Source organism: Actinomyces sp. 565 (assembly GCF_010365615.1).
In the GTDB taxonomy this organism is placed as follows: Bacteria; Actinomycetota; Actinomycetes; order Actinomycetales; family Actinomycetaceae; genus Actinomyces.
Genome location: NZ_PIZD01000022.1, coordinates 82,371 through 106,012 on the forward strand (window position 1 = coordinate 82,371; position 23,642 = coordinate 106,012).

Here is a 23,642-nt window from a genome sequence, read left to right on the forward strand (position 1 = left end):
CACGGCCAGGCGCAGCCTCCGGGTCACCACGGCCGCCCTGGCTGCTGGGTGGCCGGCCCGGGGAGGATGGGACGGCACTGTGAACTAGGCGGCTCGCGGGCGCGTTCGACCACGGGTTCGGTGGTGTCCACATGTCCGCCTCAGCCCACCGAGAGCGCGGACTCGATAACGCCCCGCAGGATGCCGGACAGGCTCCCGGACCGCATGATGGCCAGCAGCAGGCCGGCGAATGCCGCAGCCGCGAGGGTGCCGATCGCGTACTCGGCGGTGGCCATGCCGGCCTCGCCGTCCGGGTCGGGCGCTCCGTCCGGCCCGCGCAGGACGGGCGGGGTACCGTGGGCGAGGGCCCAGGCGTTGTGCAGCGTCAGCAGGGTGTGCTTCATGGTCTCCTCCTTGAAGAGTCTGGGACGTGGCCGGCGTTGGCCGTATCCCGCGGGTGGTTTGCCCGCGTATCCAGCGTCGGGTAACCGCCCCGCCCGCGCACCTGTGCCCTTCGAGCCCTGTGGATTGGGGGTGCGCGAACCGAGCCTGTGGACGCCGGTGCCTCTGATGCCACAGCAGGACACCTCGGTGTACTACAAGAATTGCAGCGAGGCCAGGGCGGCGGGCGCCGCTCCGATCTATGCCGGCGAACCGGGCTACCGCAGCGCACTAGACCGCGACAATGACGGAATTGCCTGCGAGTAGACTGGAGTAGTGTCACGCTTCGCTTACATGCCGACCCGCCGTCGTCTGCTGCAGGGTCTGCCCATTGTCCTGAGTGCCCCGGCACTGGCGGCCTGCGCCCCACGGACCGGCGGTGCGGCGGCGTCGTCGGCAACCGGCCGTGAGGTGTCGGCCCCCGCGGACGCCTCCATCAGCAACCCGTCCGCCGCCTCGGAGGCCACCATGTCCCCCATCCCCATCCATATCAGCCTCGGCAACGCCTTCGAAGGCACCGTCATGGAGGCAACTCTCGATGACAATGCCGCCACCCGCTCCCTGCTCGCCCAGCTGCCCCTGGAGGTCAGCTTCTCCGACTACGGCGGCCAGGAGCTGACCGCCTCCCTGCCGCAGGACCTGGACACCACGGGCATGAGTGCCGCCGCCCCACAGCCAGGTGATATCGGCTGGTACGAGCCCGGCAAGGTGCTCGTCCTGTACTACGCGGCCGTCGGCTCGTGGCCGGGCCTGTACGTCATTGGGCACACCGACTACGACGTCGTCCTCCTCGCCAGGCAGGCCGACATGCCGGCTTCGATCACCCGGGCGCAGTAACGCACTGGGCAGCAGCCTCCGCCTTGGGCTGAGCACCGAAACTGCGGGGTGGGCCGCCGGGAGTGAGCGGCCGATATCGGCCCGGTAGGGCGACGGCGGCGCGATACTTGGGGGCATGCTCCAGCCGTACTCCCCCTCCGCCGAGCCGCTGACGCGTATGGCGGACGGGACCGTCAAGCAGATCAGTCCCTTCACCGGCACCGAGGTGTGGACCGTGCCCGGGCGCGGCAACCGCCCCATCTCCCACCCTGCGGCTGAGGTGCACGAGCTCACGCAGGCCGAGCGCACGCGCGCCTGCACCTTCTGCCCGGCGCACTACACCGAGACCCCGCCGGAGAAGTCCCGGGTGGTGGCCTCTCCCGGCGGAGGCTTCGAGCGGATCGACGCCCTGCCCGCCTCCGAGCTGTTCGACACTGTCGCCGAGTTCCGCCGCATCCCGAACCTGTTCGAGATCCTGTCCTACGACTACTGGCACGCCAACCACGGCTATGAGGTGCCCGACGCCGCCCGGGAGCGGATGGAGGCCTACCTGGCCGATCCTGCGGGGGCCGCCCACGTGGCCCGGGTGGCCCGCGCCAAGCTGCGCGCCTCCGGACGCAGCCCGGAGGCCTGGGAGAGTATGGATGCAGACGCCCGCCGCGAATACCTGGCGGCGTTCTTCGCCGGCGGTCACGACGTGATCGTGGCGCGAAGGCATTTCACCGACGACGCCGTCGACTCCTCCGCCCTGGCCGGCTCGGGCACGCTCACCCCGGCCGAGCACCGCGCCTATGTCCGCCTGTCCGTGCAGGCCGCCCACGACCTTTACCAGGCCAACCGCTGGGTGCGGTATGTGGCGGTGTTCCAGAATTGGCTGCGCCCGGCCGGGGCCTCCTTCGATCACCTGCACAAGCAGCTGGTCGCGATTGACGAGCGGGGCGTGTCCTCGGAGCTGGAGCTGCAGCGGGTGCGCGCCAACCCGAACCTGTACAACGAGATGGGCGTGGACTACGCCGCCTACCGGGGGCTGCTGGTGGCGTCCAACGAGCACGCCGTCGCATTCGCGGGCTTCGGGCACCGCTACCCCACGCTGGAGGTGTATTCGACGTCGGCCACCTGTGAGCCGTGGCTGATGAGCCGGGACGAGGTGGATGCCGTCTCCGACCTGCTGCATGCACTGCACGCCGCTACGGGGGCGGATGTGCCCAGCAACGAGGAGTGGCACCACAAGCCGCTCGACGTCGACCAGCCGATGCCCTGGCACATCACGCTGAAGTGGCGGGTGTCCACCCTGGCGGGCTTTGAGGGCGGCACCAAGATCTACCTCAACACGATCGACCCGTGGACGCTGCGGGACCGGGTGGTGGCGCGCTTGGAGGACCTGCGGGCGGACCGGCTGATCGCGCCCATGGCGGTGGGCGAGGAGTGCCCGACTACGCCGAACCGGCTGCTGTACAACCCGGTGTTGGGGCGGTGACTGGGTGACTGGCTGCCCTCCTTGGTAGCAGCCGAGGCAGACAGCACACGCCGTGTGACCTGAAGCACTCGCACTCGCATTAACAAAACGGTAGGGTAACGGGAGTCTCGTTTCTTGAACCCTGCTGGAAGGCCACGCATGTGCGGTGACACGGACGCCGACGACCCGGGCCCGAAGCCCAATCTCTACCGCGACGCCCTGTATGACCACTACACGGACGTTGGTAACTCGATCTCCTACAAACTGACCCCGCCCAATGGCGCCGGGCATGTCTGCACTGGGGTTTGCCAGGGGGCCGCGAATGCATGGAAGTCGCCCGCATCGGATGACTGGGTCGAGGGCATTGACACGCTCGGCTCCAGCATCCGGAAGGCCTTCAGCGACTACAGAGATGACATCTACGACGCACATGCTGCGGAGCCGGAGACGGTTGAGGTCCCCGGCGAGGATTCATGGAAGGCGGATTGGGAGTGACGCGCAGGTTTCCACCTGCCATTCGCTTCCCCAGCCCGCATCGCCTGCTTGAGGAGACAAGACTATGACGCTGGTCAAGGTCAATATTGAGAATCTACGCTCCGCGGCCACCTCGCTGTCCACCATCGCGGAAAACGTGGAGGAACTTTATGACACCACAACATCGGAGGGTCGCGATCTCAAGCTTTCGACGTCGTCGCTGGCGCATGTGCCCGAGCACGTGGAGAGTCTGCGGAAGGAGTCGACATTCCTGTCCGCGAAGGTCGATTGGATCGTCCTGATCAACTCCGACAGCGAAGGCAACCTGCCTGAGTCCGGGGAGGTTAGCTACGAGGTCAACGGTGAGGACCCGGACACCCTGGAGGAGATGGAGACCGCCCTCGGGGAGGCCATCGCGGATCTCGGCGCCGACATCGCCACCTCGGACTTTGAGAAGGGCGATCCACGCATAGAGACCCTGAACAAGTATCTGGATACCTGGGGCGGCAACAAGAATGTGAATGCCGCCCTGTTCAGCACTCTGGGACCCGATGGGACGCTGGCGCTGACCGAGGCGGTAGGGAACCATGTGGGCTTGGCCTTCAACGTAAGCGGGTCCGAGAGCGAACTGGCCCAGGAGACACTCGAGCAGCTCAAGCGCGGGCTCGGGATCGCCACCCAGCAGTGGGAGCCGGACTATGCGCAGCAGTTCGGCTCCGACCTGGTAGACCAGGCACAGTTCCCCGATCCTGAGTCCCCCTACTACCGGCTTGGGAACCGCACCGAGTCGCTGGCATACCTCCTGTACAACGCCAACGGCACCAGTAATCCATTCATACTGGGCGCAGCCGAGAAGATGGATGAGCTCCAACAGGAGGCCAACAACGGCGGTATGCAGAACCTTTGGAATTGGGGCGTGCCGTCGCGTTTTCTACCCGGTGTGATCGCGGAGGCGGATGAGGATTGGGCCTACGACATCCCCGCAATCATTATGCACGACTTGGGTAGCCACCCATCCGCGTCCTACCAGTTTCTCTCTGCCGATGACAGCCGGGTTGACTATTGGGTCGGGCAGCACGCATATGAGAGCCACGATGTGTCCGGCATTGCCGCTGCCCTGGACTCTGCCTCAACCTACGGACCCATCGTCGCAATGGACAGGCAAGGAACGGCCAGCATTGCCGCCCGTGGCCTGGAGGCGCTAGCGAACCGGGACGACTTCGGAGTAGAGCGCGGCAAACAGGGAGTCCAGGGAGCCCAGTCCCTTGAGCACATCCTTGAGACCTACATGGACTCCTTGGTCGACACCTACGCCGACTCGCCCCGCAGGCCTGGCAACAGTGACCTAACCTACAACCTCAAAGCTGCATCCGGTGAATACATCAATAACAGTCCTTGGTTCAGCAAGGAAACATTGGATGCGGTGCTCGGAGTCGTCGGCCGCGACGGGCAGGCCCTCATCGACTTCCGCACCGCAGTCAACAACGCCGAGCTCAACGCCCTTCCCAAAGGCAGCACCGATAGCACCCTCGAACTCGTGGTAGAAGCCTGGGGCGCCGCCGAAGGCGGTATAGCAAATGCCATTGGCACCGGCGCCATCGAGGCAGAAAAATCAAACGACGAGTATGCGCAGGCCTGGATCGATTTGGCCGGCAAGCCCGCCTCAGAGCTAGCCGGCCTGGCCAAGAAGTACGCCCCGGCGGGAACAGCCAAGGGTGTCGGCTGGGCCTCGGACGCCCTGATTAGCCACCTCCAGAACGAGGCAAGCAAGACGTGGGCGAGCAATGCGAGCACCGAAACCGAGAGACAGAAGGCCATCGCCGATGAGGCATACTCCTCATACATAATCAGGCTGCTATGGGCAGCCGACACGGCAGGCCTCAACGGCTACCAAGACCCTAATTTAGACCTAGAACTGAACGGCAACAGCATCGCCACCGTTCAGAACCCCGACGGCAGCTACCGGCTCATAACCCCCGAAGAGTACAATAGCCTGAGCGAGGAAGACAAACAAGACGCGAACGCTGACCTAGACACTATGGCCAGAAGTGAAGACGGTCTAGGAACGGCGTCGACTGGCGTTAAGAACAGCTTCAATCAGCACTTCCAGGAGCGTTATTCATGAGACATGTACACGCCCTCAAACCATTCCTAGTGCTGGCACTGGCGGCCGGCCTGGCCGCTGGTTGTGGTCACGGTGGCGCCGATCAGGAGGCCACCGCCACACCCGAGCCCATTCCCGCTGCCGCCCTGACCCTCGCGGACGTCCCCGGAGCAACCACGCAGGCCGCCTACCGCGGAATACGTGTGGAAGTACTCTGCAAACGCGTCGAAACCAACATCCGTAATGCCGCTCTGCGGTCGAATCCGAATCACACAGTCACCGTGGAGCACAAAGTGGGTGATGCCACGGTGCACGAGACCCTCGCCCTCGGCTTGAACACTATATGGCCCAACGGGCGCTTTGCCGGTATTGCGAGCGATATTGCCGCTTGCGACGGCGGCAATCAGGAGGTCCAGTTCTGGTCCGAGGGTCCTCTGGAATCCGGTAGGGGAACCTTCCATGCCACCGTCGGCCTGCCGGACACTCTGGCGGGCTTCACCATGACCACCACCGGCGAGGATGGCGCCAAGCACCATATTGAGCGCATCTACGCAGCAGTCACCACCAACAACGGCGAGCACCCCGGCGTCATCGTCCTGACCACCGTGTCCAACACCGACCAGCCCGCAGCCCTCGCACCAATGGACCTGCTTGACACCGCCCTACAGCGCGCCAACGCCACCCTGGACCCAACCGCCATCACCACCGACATCCGCCCCCACACCACACCCCAACCCACCAACACCGGGCAAGGGTGAAAGCATGACAACCACACCAGCTAACCCCCACCACTCCCACGCGGCACCAGCCCACTCGGGCGACACCGGAACAGGACAGTGACTCATGACCCGCGCCCGCTGCCTCAGATCCTTCCTCGTACTGGCACTGACGGTCGGCCTGCTGACTGGTTGTGGTCACGGCGGCGCCGATCAGGAGGCCACCGCCACACCCGAGCCGATCCCCACCACAGCCCTGACCCTCGCAGACGTCCCCGGAGCAACCACGCAGGCCGCCTACCGCGGAATACGTGTGGAAGTACTATGCAATAGCCTCGAGAACAGCGTTCGCTTTGCAGCCCTGCAGTCGGATCCGTTTCACACGGTCACCGTGGAGTATGAAGTAGGCGATGCCACGGTGCACGAAACACTCGCTCTAGGGTTGTTCACCAAGCGCCCCAATCTACGTTTCGCAGGCATTGCCGATGACATAGCCTCCTGCGACGGCAATAATGAGGAGGTCCAGTTCTGGTCCGAGGGTCCTCTGGAATCCGGTAGGGGAACCTTCCATGCCACCGTCGGCCTGCCGGACACTCTGGCGGGCTTCACCATGACCACCACCGGCGAGGACGGTACCGGGCACCACATTGAGCGCATCTACGCAGCAGTCACCACCAACAACGGCGAGCACCCCGGCGTCATCGTCCTGACCACCGTGTCCAACACCGAAAAGCCCGCAACACCCGCACCAATGGACCTGCTTGACACCGCCCTCGAACGCGCCAACGCCGCCCTCGACCCAACCGCCATCACCACCGACATCCGCCCCCACACCACACCCCAACCCACCAACACCGGGCAAGGGTGAAAGACATGACAACCACACCAGCTAACCCCCACCACTCCCACGCGGCACCAGCCCACTCGGGCGACACCGGAACAGAACAGCGATTCATGACCCGCGCCCGCTGCCTCAGATCCTTCCTCGTACTGGCACTGACGGTCGGCCTGCTGACTGGTTGTGGTCACGGCGGCGCCGATCAGGAGGCCACCGCCACACCCGAGCCGATCCCCACCACAGCCCTGACCCTCGCAGACGTCCCCGGAGCAACCACGCAGGCCGCCTACCGCGGAAAACGTGTGGAAGTACTCTGCAAACGCGTCGAAACCAGTATCCGCAACGCCGTCCTGCTGTCAGAGCCGTTTCACGCGGTTACCGTAGAATATGAGGTGCGTGACGCAACGGTTCACCAGACGCTCGCCCTGAATCTGAACACTATCAGACCTAACGGGAGTTTCGCCACCATTACCAATGACATTGCCGCTTGCGACGGCGCCAGTGAGGAGGTCCAGTTCTGGTCCTACGGCGCACGCGATTCCGAAAATGGCATCATCCACACAATCGAGGGTCTGCCGGATGCCCTGGCGGGTTTCACCATGACCTCGACCGGCGAGGACGGTACCGGGCACCACATTGAGCGCATCTACGCAGCAGTCACCACCAACAACGGCGAGCACCCCGGCATCATCGTGCTGACCACCGTGTCCAACACCGACCAACCCGCTTCCCCCGCACCACTAGACCTGCTCGACACCGCCCTACAGCGCGCCAACGCCGCCCTCGACCCAACCGCCATCACCACCGACATCCGCCCCCACACCACACCCCAACCCACCACCACCCCCTAGCCAGATAGGCGCCGTGCGGGGCGTTGGAAGAAATTCAAAGAACTTCTCAGGGTTACTGGGTGTTATTCGCGTTCGGGACCTGTATTTCACCGACCGGAATTTAGGGCTGTTAGCTTGTGTGGGTATGGCGGCCTGGCGGGCGGCGGTTGGTGCGTTTGGGCCGACTAGCTCCGCTTGGACTGCCTGGCTCCATGGGGACTGCGTAGTCCTGCCTGGTCTGCCCGGAGGAACTCTCAGGCGGTCCAGCTGAAGGAACATGGTGGCTCTTCGTGTTTGTAGGTGTGGGGGTTTGAGCTGGCGGTGTTGGTATTGGTTGTGTTCTGGGCCCTGTTTGACGAGAACCGGCCCATCAGGTGGTTGTGTTCGAGCGTAGGAGGTCGTCCTCATCCGCCCCCGAAACGACCCGCTGCGCCCGGCCGAGTACGACCCCGCCGGCCCGAGAACGACCTCCACGCGGCGAATACGACCCCATCCGCCCGAGAACGTCCCCAGTGCGGCGAAAACGACCTCGTGGGCCCGAAACCCTCCACGATGTGGAGGGTGTGGGGCGTATGAGGTCGTATTCGGTCGGAGTCGGATAGTCGAGTACGACCTCACACGCCCGAAAACGACCTCATCATCCCCAAAACGACCCCCTGCGCCCGGCCGAATACGACCTCTCCAACCCGAGAACGACCTCCGCACGGCGAAAACGACCTCGCCAGCCCGAAAACGACCTCGCGCACCCGGCGACCACCGATACGCAGCAGTCCTCCAACCCGAACTCCACGCCCTCAAACCGGAAAAGCCGCCAATCCGCCCTCACGCCCGCTACCACGGACGCCGAACAGGCCGTGACGAGCCGCCACCGGTTCGCCGTTCGTGACGTCGCATTCGCGCCGGTCACGCAAGCATGAAGCACCGCCGCCGCGGCAAGGCGGCTAAGCCCTTACACCGGACGGCGGCAACTTCGTCATTCACCAATCGTTGACGCACGGCGTCGTCCGGGAAGCAGCGCAACTGTCCCACACACTCGGTTGCGCACGCGCCTTACCGCATTACAGCCCGAGTGCGCTGCGCTCCTCAATACCGACCCAGCCGACACGTCCCTCCAGCGCCCGGAACCAGCGGGCGAGCGCGGGCCAGAAGGCGACCGACGGCGCCTCACCACCGGGGTAGTAGGCGCGCCCACCGTACTCATATGCCTGCACGGTGGTGAACAGGCGAATGTCACTACCCGTGGGAGCGGCACCGCACAGGAACTGCTCCACGGACACCACGGCGGACAGCGGCGGCACGTCCTGCACGGTCAGGGCCGCCTCGCGGGACGCCTCCATCTTGGTGGCGCGGGCCAGCAGGGTGTCGACGACGTCGAAGGCCAGCAGCACGCTGTTCGCGGCCGTCGTCGCCTCCTCGGTGTCCTTGGAATGGGTGGCGGTAGAGTGCGGACGGTTGATGTGCTCGCCGATCCACTTGTCCCAAGCGTCGGTTGAGTTGCGCCGGTCCAGGGGGTACAGGTCCGGTGCGCCGGCGCGGTGCAGCGGCTTCCAGGCGGTGGCAAGGTCGAAGAGCAGATCCCCGGAGTCGTCTACGACGACGTGCCCGGTGGTGGTGTCCACCAGCGCCGGCACCGTAGGCGGCGGGGTGTATCCGGGGGTGCCTGCGTAGACCTCCGCAATCGAGGTTGCGTTCCCCAGAGTCGGGTCGGGCCCGGGCTCGCCATCGGGGCCGGTCAGCTCCCAGAAGCCGTCAACGCCGCGCCCATAGCTCCAGGAGACCGGGATCGCCTCCGTCAGGCCCAGCAGCCGCCGGGCAATGAGGACTCTGCGGCACCAGGGGCAGGAAGCGGAGGCTACCAAGCGGTAGCGGCCGGCCTCGACTGGCAGGTCTCCTTCAGTGAAACGGTGCGAGTGGGCGATGGCCATGGGTGCCTCCCGGAGCATGGAAACGAACGTCATATGGGCTCAAACCTATGGTGACCCCTGCACCGGCCTCCCGTCAGCCCCTTCACCGGAGGCGAACCCGCATTGTGAACTTGCCGTGCGCCGTACTCACCTCGGAGGCACCACCGCCGTCACTTCTACCGGTCTCGGCACGTAACAAGTGCCGGTCTCGGTGGGGAGGGCGCGGGCGGCAGGTACCGGTACGAGCCGGTTCGGGTCAGGCAGCCCGTAGGCGCGCGGCGCGCCGGCGGGCCTGGGCGTCGGGGTCGGGAACCGGCACGGCCCCGACCAGCCGCCGCGTGTACTCCTCGCGCGGGTGGGCGAGCACCTGCCGGGTGGGCCCTGCCTCGACCACCCGCCCATGAGCGAGCACCACCGTCCGGGTGGCCAGGGAGTCCACCACCGCCAAGTCGTGGGAGACGAACAGGCAGGCGAAGCCCAGCTCGGACTGCAGCTGACGCAACAGCTCCAGCACCACCGCCTGCACCGACACGTCCAAGGCACTGGTCGGCTCGTCCGCAATCACCAGCCGCGGGTCCAAGGCCAGCGCCCGGGCGATGGCAACGCGCTGCCGCTGGCCGCCACTCATCTCATGCGGGTAGCGGTCCGCCAGAGCCTCCGGCAGGCGGACGGCATCCAGCAGCTCACGCACCCGGGCCCGCCGCTCAGCGGAGCTATAGCCTCCGTGCACGAACATCGGCTCGGCAATGGCGGCACCCACCGTACGGCGCGGGTTCAAGGAGGACGCCGGATTCTGGTAGACGACGCCGGTGGCCCGCCGCGCGGGCAGGAGAGCACGGCGCCCGGCCCCGGCCACCTCCACGCCGCACACGCGCACCGACCCGGCCGCAACCGGCACCAGCCCGGTCAGGGTGCCGGCAATAGTCGACTTCCCCGAGCCGGACTCACCCACCAGGCCTAGTACCTCGCCCGCGTCGATGTGCAGGGACACGTCGTGCACCGCGTGTACCCTGCGGCGGCGGTTGCGGTAGACGACGTCGAGCCCGCGGATCTCGACGACGGACTCGCCCTGCGGCTGCCCGTCGCCAGGGGCACCGGCGCTAACCGCCGCAACCGCGGCCCCGCCCGCAGGCGCCGATGCACTCGACCTGCCCTCCTGCGGCCTCTGCGTACCCTCCACAGCCCCATCCACTGCGTTACCCGCCGTGCCCTCCGCAGCATTACCCGCTGCGTTATCCGCGTTGGACCCCACGTCCCCGGCGCGCAGGGACTCCAGCCGAGGCACGGCTGCCAGCAGGGCGCGGGTGTAGGGGTGGCCCGGGTGGGCGAACAGCTCCCGGGTACGGCCCCGCTCCACAATTCGGCCATGCCGCATGACGGCGACGTCGTCGGCCACGTCCGCGACCACCCCCATGTCATGCGTGATCAGCAGCACGGCGACCCCGGACTCGGTCAGCGAGCGCAGCAAGTCCAGGATCCCGGCCTGCACGGTGACGTCCAGGGCCGTGGTCGGCTCGTCCGCGATCAGGACCGGCGGGTCCGCCGCCATGGCCAGGGCGATGCAGGCACGCTGCAGCTGACCACCGGACAGCTGGTGGGGGTAGGAGCGGGCTATGCGCTCAACCTGCTCACCATCCCCCAGGCCCACGCGCCGGAGCAGCTCCAGCACGCGGGCACGCACCTGGCTGCGACGCTGACGACCCACCGCATGAATGCGTACTGCCTCACCGATCTGCGAGGCGATCGTCTCCAGCGGGTCCAGCGCCGTCGTCGGCTCCTGGAACACGGTGCCGACCAGCCGCCCGCGCACATCGTCAAGCACCTCCCGGGATGCCCCCACCAGCTGCAGGTCCGGCGGGGCAGCGGGTGCCTGCGCTCCGTCCGCGGTGCGGTCGGGGGCGTCGGGGGCACGGGGCGCATCGACCACGACGGCGGAGCCGGTAACGACGGCGGTAGGCGGGAGCAGGCCGAGGGCGCCCATGGCGGTAACCGACTTGCCGGACCCGGACTCGCCCACTAGGGCGAGCACCCGGCCGGGCACCAGGTCCAGGTCGATATCGGCACTGGCGTGCTCGACCGTGCCGGCGAAGGACACCCCGAAGCCGCGCAGCGACAGCACCGGGACGGGCTCCACCGCGGCTCTGACCGAGGGCTTCGGCGCGTCCGTCGCCTGCTGCGCCGTCACGGCCTGGTCGGAGTCGGCCGTCCGCTCCCCGGTCGGCTCCTGCTCCCGGCCGCGCACTACTCGCTCACTCCCAGCACCAGGTAGTTGGGGTAGGCGGGGAAGGGCGCCACGAAGAAGCCGGTCACCTTCGAGCCGTGCAGGAAGGAGTTGCGGCGGTTGACCAGCGGGACCCCGGGAACATCCTCGGCGATACGCCGGTCCAGCGCCGCCCACTTGGCGGCGGCCGCCTCCGCGTCGGTCTCCTGCAGCGCCTCGGTGATCAGCCGGTCCACCTCCGGCTCGGAGTAGCGGGAGACGTTGTGCCCGCCCTGGCCGATCTCGGAGGAGGCGTACAGGGGCTGAATGTTGGCGTTGGCCGACGGGTAGTCGGGGTTCCAGGACACCACGGTCAGGTCGTAGGTGGAGCCGTCGCCCTGGGTGGCCCGCTCGGTGTAGGCATCGGTGGTCTGCGGGTCGATGGTCACCTTCAGCCCCAGCTCGGTCAGCGACTGCTGCACGGCCTGAGAGATCGCCAGGCGCGCCTCATTGTTCTGCGACAGCAGGATCAGCTCCGGCACCTCCTTGCCCTCCAGCAGCTCCTTGGCCTTGTCCATGTCCGTGGGGTAGAGGTCGTAGTCCTCCTGCCCGGGGATGCCCGGGGTGATGTAGGTGGTGGCGATGCCGGCACCCAGCTCCCCGCCCAGGGTGCGCTGCACGGCGGTCTTGTCAACAGCGTAGGCGATCGCCTGGCGCACCTCTGGGTCGGTGATGCGCTCGGTGTTGATCGCCAGGTACAGCAGCGGGCCCGGGTCGGAGGTGGCCAGGCGTGCGGACACGGAATCGTTGGCACTGACCTGGGCCAGCTTGGACGCGGTCAGCAGCTGGGCGGAGAAGGCGTACTGGTCATTGCCTGAGTCGGCGATCAGCCGCTGGCTGACAGTGTCCTCGTCCTGCCCCAGGGAGAAGACGATCTCGTCAGGCAGGGCTGAGCGCACCTGGTCGGTGGCGGCCGACCAGTTCTCGTTGCGGGCGAGGGTCACCGAGTTGCCCTGGCGGTACTCCTGCACCCGGTAGGGGCCGGAGGCTACGGGCGCCTGGGCGTAGGTGGCGGGGTCATCGCTGGCCTCGGGCACGGGCGCGAAGGCCGGCAGGGACACGATCCACGGCCAGTCGCCGTAGGCGTGGTCCAGGTGGAAGATGATGGTGGTCTCGTCCGGCACCTCAATGGAGTCCAGGTGCTCCCCGTCATAGGGGCCGGTGTAGTCGCCGGCGCCCGCCAGCAGGGTCTTGTGGTAGCCCAGCCCGCCGGACAGGGCGGGGGCGAAGGAGCGCTCGATGCCGTACTTGATCTGGGAGGCGGTGATCGGGGTGCCGTCCTCCAGGGTGATGCCCTCCTTGAGGGTGTAGGTCCAGGTCAGGCCGTCATCTGAGGCGGTACCCGTGTCCGTGGCCAGGTCGGGTACGACGGCGGGTACGCCGTCGGCGGTGATGTCCCAGGTGGTCAGGCGGCGGTGCACCAGCGCCAGGGAAGTGGTGGCCAGGGACTGGCTCTTGGCGGGGTCCCAGTTGATGTCGGTGTCGGTGCTGAGCACGTACAGGGTGCCGCCGGACGCGCCCATTGCGGCCGCGGCACTCTCAGCACCGGCGGAGCTGCGGGAGTTGGCGCCGCAGGCGGCCAGTGCCAGGGCCAGGCCGGAGACACCGGCCCCGGCCAGCAGGCCGCGGCGGGAGACAGCGAGACCGGTCTCGGAGCGCCGCGCGGAGGCGGGCTGCGACGTCGTCGGGCGGGTGGAAGACATGAGTTTGTCCTTTCGGGTGGATGACGGCAGAAGTGGAATTCGGGGGCTCAGACCCGTGGGTCGATGAAGGTGGCCACAGCGTCCATCAGCAGGTTCGCCACAATCACGAAGGCGGCGGAGACCAGCGTGACACCGGTGATCACCGGCAGGTCGGTGGAGCCGACGGCGTCCATCAGCAGGGCGCCGAGCCCAGGCATGGAGAAGACGCGCTCGGTGATGACGGCGCCGCCGAGCATGCCGCCCAGGTCGAGGGCGAAGTAGGTCAGCACCGGCAGGGACACGTTGTGCATCACGTGGCGGCCAATCACCCGGCGCTCGGGCAGACCGACGGCGCGGGCTGTGCGCACGTAGTCCTCACCCAGGTTCTCCAGCATCTCTCCACGCACCATGCGTGCGTAGACGGCGGCGGAGATCAGGGCCAGCACGCACCATGGCAGAACCAGGTGCCACGCCCAGTCAATGGGACTGTCCGTCAGCGGCACGTAGCCGGAGACGGGCACCATATCCAGGGTGAAGCCGAACAGGAGGATGCCGAGCAGGCCCAGCAGGTACGACGGCGTCGACACGCCAATGACGGTTCCAGTCATGATCGCCCGGTCCAGGCGGCTGCCGCGCCTCAGTGCGGAGACCGCACCCGCACCCACGCCGATGATCAGCCACAGGACAGCGGCGCCGATCGCAATCGATGCGGTCACCGGCAACCGGGAGACGATCAGCTCCGTGACCGGCGTCGACAGGCGGAAGGAGTAGCCCAGGCACGGGGCGGCGCAGGTGATCGCGGAGGCGCCCGAGCCGAAGGTGCGCCCGGTGAAGATCCCGGACAGGTAGTTCCAGAACTGGGTGTACCAGGGCTGGTCGTAGCCCATGAAGCCGCGGGCACGCTCCAGGTTCTCCGGCGTGCAGGGCTTGCCGCAGGCCATGGTGGCGGGGTCAGAGGGCCACAGGGAGAAGACCGCGAAGGTCACGAAGGCGATGATCACCAGCACCAGCAGGGTCTGGGCGGTGCGGGAGGCAAGAAAGCGCAGGCGGTTCATCGGGCCTCACCGGTCCTGGGGTCAAGGGCGTCGCGCAGGCCGTCACCGAACAGGTTGAAGGCGAGGGTCACCGTCAGCAGGGCGGCGCCGGGGAACAGTAGGTACCAGGGATCCGTGCTCACCCACGTCACCGCGCTGCCGATGGCGCGTCCCCAGGAAGGGGTGGGTGGGGCCACACCAACCCCGAGGAATGACAGGGCCGCCTCGGAGGTGATCTTGCCGGGGATGGAGATGGTGGTGAACACGATGATCGTGGCCACCAGGCCGGGAAGGATCTGCGTGGTAACGACATGCCACTGGGAGGCGCCCATGGCCCGGGAGGCGCCCACGTAGGTGCGTGAGCGCAGGGACAGGGTGCGGGCTCGCAGGACCCGGGCGGTTGAGGGCCAGCCGAGAATCCCAATGATGGCGATCATCACCGGCACGCGTGGGGCGGTCGCGGGCACGATCGCGGACACCGCAATCATGAACACCAGATTGGGGAAGCCGAGGGTGATATCGGTCAGGCGGGAGACCAGCGCGTCCCACCAGCCGCCGAAGTACCCGGCGGACACGCCCAGGATGATGGCGATGACCATGGACAGGACGGTGGCGCCCATGCCGATCGCGAAGGAGGTGCGGGTGCCCTCAACCACAATGGCGAACAGGTCGCGCCCGGTCTGCGGCTCCACGCCGAAGGGGTGGGCGGCACTGATTCCGCCGAATCGGCCCAGCGGCAGCCCCGCCGCGTCCAGGGCGTCGAGGTCGTAGGTGTAGGGGTCCACGCCGAAGGCGCGCGTGATCAGCGGGGCGAACAAGGCGACCAGGGCCGTCAGGATCACGATGCCGGCCCCGATCACGGCCGCCCGGTCGGAGCGCAGCCGACGCAGGCGGGAGCGCGCAGCGGAGGCCGGAGAGGCGCCGGCGCCGGGCGCGGCGAGGGCTGTTGGGACGGCGTCGGCGGGCGCCGACGCGGCGTCAGGGGGGTCCTGGACGGACGTGTGCACGGGGCACCTCACATGGGCTCGGGAGCGCAGAGCGCTCGGAATGGATGGCGAACGGGTATGGAGCTGTCGTCAACGACAGCAACAACACATTCGCTCGGCCAGCATGTTAGGTGGTTCCTCCGGGGATCGGATTGCGTTCGGCACGCTCCGGAGAGCCGGTTCGACCGCCGACGCCGGGTGGCGTCGGGGCGAGACGCTAGCAGCGTGCTGAGTAGTTTGACGAGTAGCCACGGCATTGTGAGACCAGGCTCTCACCCACCCCACTGAGTGAGGTAGACAAAACCACCGACTTCGGTAGATATGACCGCCGAGTTCGGTAGACATCACGCCGCACCCCGCCAGCGGTGGAGTCAGCCGACGTCGGCGTCGGAGGGGACGAGTTCCACGCCCGCCTCCGCCATGGCGGCGCGGGCCGCCTCACCCTGCTCGGGGCTGACGGGGGCAGTCAGGTCGGTCAGGACGCGTACCCGGTAGCCGCCTTGCACGCCGTCGAGCGCCGTCTCCTTCACACAGTGGGACTCGGCCAGCCCGACCACGTCCAGGGCCTCGATGCCGTGGTAGCGCAGAACCGCGTCCAGTACGGAGCCGGTCTCGTCCACACCCTCGAAACCGGAGTAGGCCGCGGCGTACTGACCCTTCTTCACGCTCACGTCCGGCTCCAGCCCCGCCAGGGCGGGGTGCAGCTCGGCCTCGGCCGTGCCGGCGACGCCGTGCGGCGGCCAGGTGTCCACGAAGTCCGGGGTATCGGAGAAGTGCTCTCCGGGGTCGATATGCCAGTCCTGGGTGGTTACCACCAGCTCGTAGTCGCCGCGGTGAGCGGACGCGTAGTCGGCCACCCGAGCGGCGACGGCGTTGCCCCCGGGTACGGCCAGGGCGCCTCCCTCGCAGAAGGTCGGCTGAACGTCGACGATTATCAGGGCACGGCTGGCTGCGGTCATAGCGCCACGCTAGCCACCCTGGTGTCTTGACACAAGGCGGAGCGGCCCAGTGTCAAAATTGATGACAAACAGCTCGCGCGACCGCGCGCACCAGCGCGGTGCCCGCATGATTTCGCCATTTTCAAGACCGTCAAGAACGTCGGCGCCCCCGTTTGTCATCATTTTTGACAGCCACGTGCGGGCGGCCGAGTAGGTCATCGCATGCGGCCAACAGGCTCCGGACCTCCGCGCCCACCTTCCCGAGGTGGACGTCCTTGCCGGTGAAACGAGCAACTCGATACCCCTGTCTGACCAGTTCCCGATCACGGGTGCGATCCTTAGCGAACTGAAAGTCGTCCTCGTGGTAGGTGTAGCCGTCCAGTTCCATAACCAGGCGGCCGCCAACCAGCAGGTCCACCTCTCCCACACGCGGAATGACCACCCCGTCCTCGAAGGGGATCCCGGCGTCGTGCAACTGCAAACGGGCCAGAGTTTCTAGCGGGGAGCGCGCCCGCGGACTGGCCAGCGCCAGCCGCCGTAACGCCTGCCGAGACCCCGGGCCCCGCAGCAGCGCCGCAATCGCCTCGACACTGGTATGTCCCCGGTGAAGGGCGGCGTCGCAGGCCATAAGTGGCGCTTCACGGTCGGGATCGCAGCGCAGGTAGCGCGCCAGCATGAGCGGCGCCGACGCCACCGGGAACCGAGTCAGGGGAGGCGGCTCAAGGGAGCCTTCAGCATGCAGCACCTCACCCTTGAGCGAGGGCACTGTTCTGCCGCGAGGAACCGCCAGATGCACCGGCGTCCACAGCCGCGGGCATGGGTACCCATAGTGCCTGGCGGCGTGCATACAGGTAATCACCCCGCCGTGGATGCGCGCAAGGACCAGGTCCCAGCCCACGCCGGGCAAACTCACCACCCCATGGGGGTGCGCAATCAGCTCACGTGCCTCGACCAGCCTCGCGACGTGACGCCGCTCCGTCCGATCCGGGTGCAAGTCCCGTAGCCGAACGGCGCCATGGCAAGCCCGTACCCGCACCAGAATGTCGTCATCCTGTCTCATAGCCCGAGGCTGCGCCGGTTGAAGACGCCGCGCCAACCGCCCGAACGAGCTCTGTGAACTGCCCCCGCACGAACCGTGCCTGTGGACACCGGGCGCACCTGCCCTCCGAGCGCCGCCCTGCGTGTCAAAAATGATGACAAAGGCTGTGTGCGCACGCCCGCGGCGACTCCGCATCCGCGTGATTCCGCCGTTTTCAAGGACGACGCCGACGGCGACCAGCCCGTTTGTCATCAATTCTGACACCCGCCCCAGACGACGTTCCCACGCCACAAACGACGGGTCCCCGGCCCAGTGGACCGGGGACCCGACTAAGCGCTCAGCGCTCAGGCCTTGGCGGCGGCAATGCGCTCGCGGAACTTGGCCAGCTCCTCGCGGATCGCGGCCGGGACCTTGTCACCGAACTGCTCGTAGTACTCCTCGGTGGAGTCCATCTCGGCAGCCCAGGCGTCGGGGTCGATGTCGTACATCTGGTTCCAGACGGACTCGTCGACGTCCACGCCGTCGAGGTTGAAGTCCTCGAACTTCGGGTACAGGCCCGTCACACCCTCGATGGCCTCGACCTCGCCGGCGGAGCGGCGCACGATCCAGTCGAGCACGCGGGAGTTGTCGCCGTAGCCCGGCCACAGGAACTTGCCGTCGGCGTCCTTGCGGAACCAGTTGACCTGGTAGACCTTCGGGAAGTTCTCGCCCAGCTGCTCCTGCATCTCCAGCCAGTGGCCCCAGTAGTCGGCCATGTGGTAGCCGCAGAAGGGCAGCATGGCGAAGGGGTCGTGGCGCAGCGAGCCGGCCTTGACGTCGGTGGCGGCAGCGGTGACCTCGGAGGCCACGGCGGAGCCGATGAAGACGCCGTGCGCGGGGCTGTACTGCTCCGCCACCAGCGGCACGTTGGTGGCGCGGCGACCGCCGAACAGAATGGCGTCAATGGCAACGCCCTCGGGGGCCTCCCAGTCCGGGCAGATGATCGGGCACTGCGCAGCGGGCGTAGTGAAGCGCGAGTTCGGGTGCGCGGCCTTCTTGCCGGCCTCGGCATCGGCGGGGGTGTAGTCGTTGCCCTGCCAGTCGATCAGGTGGTCCGGCAGCTCGGCGTCGATGCCCTCCCACCACACGTCGCCGTCGTCGGTCAGGGCGACGTTGGTGAAGATGGTGTTGGCCTTCATGGTGTCCATGGCCACCGGGTTCGTCTTGTAGGACGTGCCCGGGGCGACGCCGAAGAAGCCGGCCTCGGGGTTGATGGCGCGCAGGCGGCCGTCCTCGCCGGGGCGCATCCAGGCGATGTCGTCACCGACGGTCTCGACCTTGTAGCCGGGGATGGTCGGCTGGAGCATGGCCAGGTTGGTCTTGCCGCAGGCGCTCGGGAAGGCCGCGGTGACGTGGTACTGCTTGCCGGACTTCTCATCGGTCAGGCGCAGGATGAGCATGTGCTCGGCCATCCAGCCGTCGCGGCGGGCCATGGTCGAGGCGATGCGCAGCGCGTAGCACTTCTTGCCCAGCAGGGCGTTGCCGCCGTAACCGGAGCCGTAGGACCAGATCTCGTTGGTCTCCGGGAACTGGGTGATGTACTTCTCGTCGTTACAGGGCCAGGTGGTGTCCTCCTGGCCGGGGGCCAGCGGGGCGCCAACGGAGTGCACACAGGGAACCCAGGTGCGTCCCTCGTTGATCAGGTCCATGGCCTTGGCGCCCATGCGCGTCATGATGCGCATGTTGGTGACGACGTACGGGGAGTCGGTGATCTCGATGCCCAGCTGGGAGATCGGACCGCCGAGCGGACCCATGGAGAAGGGGATCACGTACATCGTGCGGCCGGCGTAGGTGCCGTCGAACTTCTCGTTGAGGATCTTCTTCATCTCGGCCGGGTCGTACCAGTTGTTGGTCGGGCCGGCGTCCTCCTCCTTCTCGGAGCAGATGAAGGTACGGGACTCCACGCGGGCAACATCGCTGGGCAGCGAGCGCGCGAGGAAGGAGTTGGGGCGCTTTTCCGGGTTGAGGCGGACGAACATGCCCGACTCCACCATCTCGGAGGTCAGGCGGTCCCACTCCTCCTCGGAACCGTCACAGAAGTAGACGTCTTCCGGCTTGCCGAGCTCGGCGAGACGGACGGCAAAGGCAATGACGTCCTCGGGGGCGTTGGCCGGTGCAGCCGCCCGGACGTCCTGCTCAGACACAGTCATGTGAGTCCTTCTTTCTTTTGGTTCTCATGACTCAACGGGGTCGGGTCCTATCCTTCCTCATCCGTCGCCGAAGGTCACGTCCGAAGGTCCCTCGTCCGCACATTCGCGCCCTCCCGGGGTGGTGTTTCCCGCCACATCCGCGTGCGTGTAGCGTCGGGGCATGGCCGTCAACCCCTGCCTCGTCATCCGTCATTCCGCGCGCCCACGCGCTTTACGCGGGCTTACTGCGCTGGCGGGGGCCGCAGCCGTGCTGTTGCTGTCGGGCTGCACCGCACATATGGACATGCGCCTGGACGCCTCCGGCACCTACGACGCCGATCTGGTCATGCGCGACACCACGGGCACGGTCTTCACCGATGCCTCCGACTGCCAGGAGCTCGCCGCCGAGTCGCTCGTCGGCACCGCGGACGGCGTGGGCGTGACCGCATCCCCGCTCGGATCCGCCGACGACGCCGACGGCCTGGGCTGCGAGGTGCACGTCACCGGCGTGCCCATCCCGGACGTCGGCGCCTCCGGCTCCAGTGCCGACGCCGGCCTGCTGGTGGCGCGCGACGGCGACCTGTACGTCGTACACCTGGCCGGTTATGGCAACGTAGCCGCCGACGCTTCGGGCGCCGAGGGCGCCGACGGCGCGGCCAACGACGACGCGACAGCCGCAGCGCCCGCCACCGCGGACTCCGCCTCGAACCCGACCACGGGCCCAGATGACTCAGCACCGGAGGACTCGGGCCTCGCCCCCACGGCGGAATCGCTGAACACGGTTGTGGATGCCCACCTGTCGATCACCTTCCCGGGCGCCGTCGTCGACGCCGGCGGCGGCACCGTCTCCGGCACCACGGTCACCTGGGAGGATGCCGACGTCCTGTACGACGGCGTGAGCGCATCGGGGTACGCCACGGCGGGGACAGGCGTTTCCACCTGGGACCGCTACGGGTGGTGGATTGTCGCGGGGGTCGCCGGGGTCGGCGCGGCAGTGGGCGCGGCCGCGCTGCGCCGGCACCGGCGACATTCCTGACGCCGCCGCGGCCCCGCCCGCGCCTCAGCCCAGTAGCCGGTGGCGGGTGATGGTGGCCTCGCGGCCCGCACCCACCCCGATGGCGGAGACGCGGCAGCCGGCGAGTTCCTCGATGCGCAGCACGTAGTCGCGGGCGGCTGCGGGCAGGTCCTCGAAGCGGCGCACGCCGGTGATGTCCTCGCTCCAGCCGGGCAGCTCCTCGTAGACCGGCTTGGCGTGGTGGAAGTCGGTCTGGGTCAGCGGCATCTCGGAAGTGACCTCGCCGTCGACGTCGTAGGCGACGCACACGGGGATGGTCTCGTGCCCGGTGAGCACGTCGAGCTTGGTCATGACCAAGTCGGTGAGCCCGTTGACGCGGGCGGCGTAGCGGGTGACGACGGCGTCATGCCAGCCGCAGCGGCGCGGGCGGCCGGTAGTGACCCCGTACTCGCCGCCCTCGGCGCGCAGCCGCTCACCCATGGCGTCGGTGAGCTCGGTGGGGAAGGGCCCCTCGCCCACGCGGGTGGTGTAGGCCTTGACCACGCCGACGACGGCGTCGATGCGGGTGGGCCCCACGCCGGTGCCGGTGCAGGCGCCGCCGGCGGTCGGGTTGGAGGAGGTCACGAAGGGGTAGGTGCCGTGGTCGATGTCGAGCATGGTGGCCTGGCCGGCCTCGAACAGGACGGTCTTGCCGGCGTCGAGTGCACGGTTGAGCAGCAGGGAGGTGTCCACCACCATGGGGCGCACGCGGTCGGCGTAGGACAGCAGCTCGTCGGCCACGGCGTCGGGGTCGATGGCGGGCCGGTTGAAGACCTTAAGCAGCAGGCTGTTCTTCTGATCCAGGGCGGAGTGGACCTTCTGCCGCAGGATCGACTCGTCGAACAGGTCCTGCACGCGCAGGCCCACGCGGTTCATCTTGTCCGCATAGGTGGGGCCGATGCCGCGGCCAGTGGTGCCCAGCTGGCGGGCACCGAGGAAGCGCTCGGTGGTGCGGTCCATGACCCGGTTGTAGGAGGGGATCAGGTGGGCGTTGGCGGAGATCTTCAGCGAGGAGGGGTCCTTGCCGCGGGAGGTGATCTCCTCGATCTCGGAGAACAGCACCTCCAGGTCCACCACCACACCGTTACCGATCACGGGGGTGACCCCGGGGGTGAGCACGCCCGCGGGCAGTAGGTGGAAGGCGAAGGACTCACCGTCGATGACAACGGTGTGGCCGGCGTTGTTGCCGCCGTTGAACTTGACGACGTAGTCGACGCCCTGACCGAGCTGGTCGGTCGCCTTGCCCTTTCCTTCGTCTCCCCATTGAGTCCCGACGACGACGACGGCTGGCATTGCTGCTCCCTGTGTGAGTGCGTGCCCCGGAGGGCAGGCGCGGCCTGCGGGCGCGCCGCGGGTCAGCCTACCCCGCGCCAGGAGCCGCCCACGGGCAACGCCGACTGGCGGACACGCTCCGACGGCTTGTCCCGGCAGCACGCGGACGCCTCCGACCGTTGTGGCCGACGCCCCACCGCCTCAGGCGGCCGTGACCGGGTTGCAGCACTTAACGATAATCATTACCGTTTAACGTATGAGAACGATTCCCCATACCAGAAATCTCATCCTGGCCGCCGCAGCGGCGTTGACCATGACCTTGACCGCCTGCGGGTCATCCCCAGCGGGAGACCCCGGCTCCCCCGACACCACGCAGGCGCAGGCCACCACGGCGTCGTCGGAGAAGCCGGTGGAGGTCAGCGACGTCGACCCGCGCGCCGCCATCGCCTACGACGGCGGCATCCAGATCGTGGACACCTCCGACGGCTCCGTCGTGGCGGACATCGAGAAGGAGGGCTTCCTGCGCCTCAACCCGGCCGGGGACGGCCGCCACGTGCTCGTCTCCTCCGCCGAGGGATTCGAGGTCCTTGACCTGGGAATGATCGTCAAACCCCACGGGGACCACAACCACTACTACACCACCACCCCGAAGCTCACCGGTGCCGTCATTGCCGCCGACAAGCCCGGACACGTCGTCACCCACGCCGGGAAGACGGCCGTCTTCGACGACGGCACGGGCACGGTGACCATCTTTGAGACCAACGCCCTGGAGGACGGGCAGCTCAGCCCCGAGGAGCTGACCAGCTTCAAGACGAATGACCCGCACCACGGCGTCGCCGTCCCCCTGGCCAGTGGCAGCGTCCTGGTGACCGAGGGGACCGAGGACGAGCGACACACGGTCCACGAACGCAGGGCCGACGGTTCCATCGGCGCCGAGTCGACCGACTGCCCCGGCGTCCACGGCGAGGCCACAGCCCAGGGCGAGGACGTGGCTAGCTTCGGCTGCACCAACGGCTCGGTAGTGTTCCGCGATGGGCAGTTCCACAAGGTGGCGGTGCCGGAGGCGTATCAGCGCAGCGGCAACCAATTCGGCTCCCCCGACTCCCCCTATGTGCTCACCGACTACAAGACCGTCGAGCCGGTCGACGGCGCGGAGCCCGAGCATCCCACGCGGGTCGGCATCATCGACACGACCGATGCCACCACCAAGACCGTGGAGCTGGGCTCGGCCTACTGGTTCCGCTCCTTCGGCCGCGGCGCCGATGGGGAAGGCGTGGTGCTCACCTACGACGGCAAGCTGAACATCCTCGATCCGGCGTCCGCCGCCGTGACCAAGCAGGTGGATGTGGTCACGCCCTGGACGGAGAATGAGAACTGGCAGGAGCCCGGCCCCAATGTGAAGACGGCAGGCGACTTCGCCTACGTCACCGACCACGCCGCCAAGAAGTTGCACCTGGTACAGATCTCCACCGGTGAGCTGATCTCCAGCCTGGACCTGAGCGTGGTGCCCAATGAGATGACGGTGATTGACGCCGAGCTCAAGCACTGAGACCCGGTTTTTCGGCACCGGCGCATACCGCCACGCCGTCGCCTACCGGGTCCGGCGTCCCGGCGCTCTGGTCCGTGAGCGGCTCTCATGGACCAGAGCGCC

At 67.6% G+C, this 23,642-nt stretch carries 20 protein-coding genes; 10 read left to right on the plus strand and 10 right to left on the minus strand.

Translation table 11 applies throughout. The annotated features are described in order from the left end of the window. Positions 1-140: 140 nt before the first annotated feature. Entirely contained in the window at positions 141-383 is a 243-nt protein-coding gene (locus GZ997_RS04380; RefSeq protein WP_162679001.1) for a DUF4244 domain-containing protein, read from the minus strand. A 166-nt stretch (positions 384-549) separates the two neighbouring features. On the opposite strand from GZ997_RS04380, the gene GZ997_RS12635 reads away from it, so the two are divergent. The 8 genes from GZ997_RS12635 (at position 550) to GZ997_RS04420 (ending at position 7,675) form a co-directional block, all read left to right on the plus strand. Next, positions 550-687 (plus strand): excalibur calcium-binding domain-containing protein, encoded by a 138-nt coding sequence (locus GZ997_RS12635; RefSeq protein ID WP_238994267.1) that lies wholly within the window; start codon positions 550-552, stop codon positions 685-687. A gap of 9 nt (positions 688-696) precedes the next feature. Next, positions 697-1,257 (plus strand): cyclophilin-like fold protein, encoded by a 561-nt coding sequence (locus tag GZ997_RS12640; RefSeq protein ID WP_162679002.1) that lies wholly within the window; start codon positions 697-699, stop codon positions 1,255-1,257. Between the two features lie 115 nt (positions 1,258-1,372). Then, positions 1,373-2,713 carry a DUF4921 family protein gene (locus GZ997_RS04395; protein WP_162679003.1) on the plus strand — a complete coding sequence of 447 codons (1,341 nt, stop codon included), beginning with the start codon at positions 1,373-1,375 and terminating at the stop codon, positions 2,711-2,713. Between the two features lie 138 nt (positions 2,714-2,851). Next, complete coding sequence (locus GZ997_RS04400) at positions 2,852-3,187, plus strand: hypothetical protein (RefSeq protein WP_162679004.1); 336 nt, start codon at positions 2,852-2,854, stop codon at positions 3,185-3,187. A 64-nt stretch (positions 3,188-3,251) separates the two neighbouring features. Beyond that, complete coding sequence (locus tag GZ997_RS04405; protein WP_162679005.1) at positions 3,252-5,291, plus strand: hypothetical protein; 2,040 nt, start codon at positions 3,252-3,254, stop codon at positions 5,289-5,291. Further along, the gene (locus GZ997_RS04410; RefSeq protein WP_162679006.1) at positions 5,288-6,028 is read left to right on the plus strand and encodes a hypothetical protein; all 741 of its coding nucleotides are present in this window, start codon (positions 5,288-5,290) and stop codon (positions 6,026-6,028) included. The genes GZ997_RS04405 and GZ997_RS04410 overlap by 4 nt, the downstream gene beginning before the upstream one ends. Before the next feature lie 85 nt (positions 6,029-6,113). Then, entirely contained in the window at positions 6,114-6,854 is a 741-nt protein-coding gene (locus tag GZ997_RS04415; protein ID WP_162679007.1) for a hypothetical protein, read from the plus strand. A 5-nt stretch (positions 6,855-6,859) separates the two neighbouring features. Beyond that, complete coding sequence (locus GZ997_RS04420; RefSeq protein WP_162679008.1) at positions 6,860-7,675, plus strand: hypothetical protein; 816 nt, start codon at positions 6,860-6,862, stop codon at positions 7,673-7,675. Between the two features lie 1,037 nt (positions 7,676-8,712). Here the strand turns inward: GZ997_RS04420 and GZ997_RS04425 are convergent. The 8 genes from GZ997_RS04425 to GZ997_RS04460 form a co-directional block, all read right to left on the minus strand. Beyond that, positions 8,713-9,579, minus strand: coding sequence for a glutathione transferase (locus GZ997_RS04425; RefSeq protein ID WP_161925474.1), 867 nt, complete (start codon positions 9,577-9,579; stop codon positions 8,713-8,715). 235 nt (positions 9,580-9,814) lie between these two features. Continuing rightward, the gene (locus GZ997_RS04430) at positions 9,815-11,800 is read right to left on the minus strand and encodes an ABC transporter ATP-binding protein (RefSeq protein WP_343212269.1); all 1,986 of its coding nucleotides are present in this window, start codon (positions 11,798-11,800) and stop codon (positions 9,815-9,817) included. Next, positions 11,800-13,521 (minus strand): ABC transporter substrate-binding protein, encoded by a 1,722-nt coding sequence (locus GZ997_RS04435; protein WP_162679009.1) that lies wholly within the window; start codon positions 13,519-13,521, stop codon positions 11,800-11,802. The genes GZ997_RS04430 and GZ997_RS04435 overlap by 1 nt, the downstream gene beginning before the upstream one ends. Positions 13,522-13,568: 47 nt before the next feature. Continuing rightward, positions 13,569-14,555 (minus strand): ABC transporter permease, encoded by a 987-nt coding sequence (locus GZ997_RS04440; protein WP_161924954.1) that lies wholly within the window; start codon positions 14,553-14,555, stop codon positions 13,569-13,571. Beyond that, positions 14,552-15,541 (minus strand): ABC transporter permease, encoded by a 990-nt coding sequence (locus GZ997_RS04445; RefSeq protein WP_162679010.1) that lies wholly within the window; start codon positions 15,539-15,541, stop codon positions 14,552-14,554. Before GZ997_RS04445 ends, GZ997_RS04440 begins: the two co-directional genes overlap by 4 nt. A gap of 350 nt (positions 15,542-15,891) precedes the next feature. Continuing rightward, on the minus strand, positions 15,892-16,479 hold the full coding sequence (locus GZ997_RS04450; RefSeq protein ID WP_162679011.1) for an isochorismatase family protein: 588 nt from the start codon (positions 16,477-16,479) through the stop codon (positions 15,892-15,894). Positions 16,480-16,609: 130 nt separating this feature from the next. Then, positions 16,610-17,224, minus strand: a complete 615-nt coding sequence (locus GZ997_RS13015) for a DUF559 domain-containing protein (protein ID WP_343212270.1) — start codon at positions 17,222-17,224, stop codon at positions 16,610-16,612. 617 nt (positions 17,225-17,841) lie between these two features. After that, complete coding sequence (locus GZ997_RS04460) at positions 17,842-19,686, minus strand: phosphoenolpyruvate carboxykinase (GTP) (protein ID WP_161924957.1); 1,845 nt, start codon at positions 19,684-19,686, stop codon at positions 17,842-17,844. A 160-nt stretch (positions 19,687-19,846) separates the two neighbouring features. Between GZ997_RS04460 and GZ997_RS04465 the strand changes: the two genes are divergently transcribed. After that, a complete protein-coding gene (locus GZ997_RS04465; protein ID WP_238994252.1) occupies positions 19,847-20,701 on the plus strand; it encodes a hypothetical protein in 855 nt (284 codons plus the stop codon). Between the two features lie 24 nt (positions 20,702-20,725). Here the strand turns inward: GZ997_RS04465 and GZ997_RS04470 are convergent, their stop codons facing one another. Continuing rightward, positions 20,726-22,012 (minus strand): adenylosuccinate synthase, encoded by a 1,287-nt coding sequence (locus GZ997_RS04470; RefSeq protein ID WP_162679012.1) that lies wholly within the window; start codon positions 22,010-22,012, stop codon positions 20,726-20,728. Between the two features lie 235 nt (positions 22,013-22,247). Here GZ997_RS04470 and GZ997_RS04475 point away from each other — a divergent pair, with 235 nt between their 5' ends. Further along, on the plus strand, positions 22,248-23,540 hold the full coding sequence (locus tag GZ997_RS04475; RefSeq protein WP_203233984.1) for a hypothetical protein: 1,293 nt from the start codon (positions 22,248-22,250) through the stop codon (positions 23,538-23,540). The last annotated feature ends 102 nt before the right edge of the window (positions 23,541-23,642 follow it).